Consider the following 1,570-nt stretch of genomic DNA (forward strand, 5'->3'; position numbering starts at 1 on the left):
TTGATGCATAAAAGTTGCTTGAAACAAAAGGCGGACTTCAGCGGGAAAAGCAACCCTAAGTTATGGTGAAGAGTCACAAAAAAAGGGGTGTGCTAACAGTTAATATGGTACCTGTGGAGTGGACACTTGAAAAAGAGTGTGCACTTCACAGGTATTTTTTATATACTAGACTTTCAATAGAAATAGGACGGACAAGAGACAACAATGACAAAACAACTACTGACACAAAAACAGATTGAACAATTACAGAAGAACCCACATGTGGTGAAGGTAAGCGAACGGACAATTACGTATGCAGATGCGTTTAAAAGTCAATTTATCGATGAATATTTAGCCGGGAAAACACCCAGACAAATTTTTCGAGAATACGGCTTTGATGTAGAGATCCTTGGCAGGAAGCGTATCGAACAGGCTTCCTCGCGTTGGCGTAAAGCGTATGAAAAGAACGGCTTAATTGGGCTAACCGATACACGGAAGACGAGCTCAGGCAGACCGTTGAAGCGTGAATTAACGATGGCCGAAATCTTGGAGAGACAAGCGGCACGCATTGAGCTACTAGAGGGCCAAGTGGACATGCTAAAAAAGCTCGAAGCGACAGAAAGGAGGCTGCTAAGCGACAGTCAAAAACTAAGCACAACTAACGTATTTCAACTCATTTCTGATACATTGACACAGTTTCCATTTAAGCGCATGGTGACTTATTTTTGCGAACTCTTACACGTATCTCGTTCTGGCTATTACAGCTTTTTAAAGGCAAAAGATACGCGTGCCACGAAAGAACAGCTGGATCTGGAAGCACGTGACCTCATCTTAAAAGCCTTCAATCGCCGTGGCTATAAGAAAGGCTCACGTTCGATTAAAATGACGCTTGAACAGGACTTGGGCATCGTGATGAACCGCAAGAAAATCCAACGTATTATGCGCAAGTACGGGATCGTTTGCCCGCACCGCAAGCCGAACCCATATAAACAACTTGCCAAAGCGACAAAGGAACATACCGTTGTACCAAATAAACTGAAGCGCCAATTTAAACAAGGTGTCCCAGGGAAGGTACTTTTGACAGATATTAGCTACTTACCGTACGCAGGTGGGATGGCTTATTTGTCGACGATAAAAGATGGCTCCACGAACGAAATTTTAGCCTATCATGTATCCGATCGAATCACCCTTGACCTTGCGACAGAAACGATTCGAAAACTGATTCGAAACAAGCGTGTAAAGCTCCACCCAGAAGCCTTCATCCATTCTGACCAAGGCGTACATTATACAAGCCCAAAATTTCAAAAGCTTTTAAAGCACTATCAACTTGGTCAATCGATGTCACGTCGGGGAAACTGTTGGGATAACGCCCCACAAGAATCCTTCTTCGGACACTTAAAAGACGAGATTGATTTCAGCACGACTAAAACGCTTCAAGAAGTACGTAATAAAATCGATCACTACATGGTCTACTACAATAATTACCGCTATCAATGGAATCTAAAAAAGATGGCTCCTGTACAATACAGAAACCATCTCTTAGTAGCCTAAACCCTTTTTTCAGTTTGTCCTTGACTTGGGGACCATATTA

At 42.8% G+C, this 1,570-nt stretch carries 1 protein-coding gene; it reads left to right on the forward strand.

Translation table 11 applies throughout. The features are described 5' to 3' along the window. Window positions 1-204 precede the first annotated feature (204 nt). Window positions 205-1,530 (forward strand): IS3 family transposase, encoded by a 1,326-nt coding sequence (locus A6K76_RS13880; RefSeq protein ID WP_066466129.1) that lies wholly within the window; start codon window positions 205-207, stop codon window positions 1,528-1,530. Window positions 1,531-1,570: the final 40 nt, after the last annotated feature.

This window comes from Caryophanon latum, assembly GCF_001700325.1.
Taxonomy (GTDB): Bacteria; Bacillota; Bacilli; order Bacillales_A; family Planococcaceae; genus Caryophanon; species Caryophanon latum.

What these genes read in the sequence shown, in the direction of transcription:
- A6K76_RS13880 (WP_066466129.1), top strand. Translation starts at nt 205, where the DNA reads ATGACAAAACAACTACTGACACAAAAACAGATTGAACAATTACAGAAG.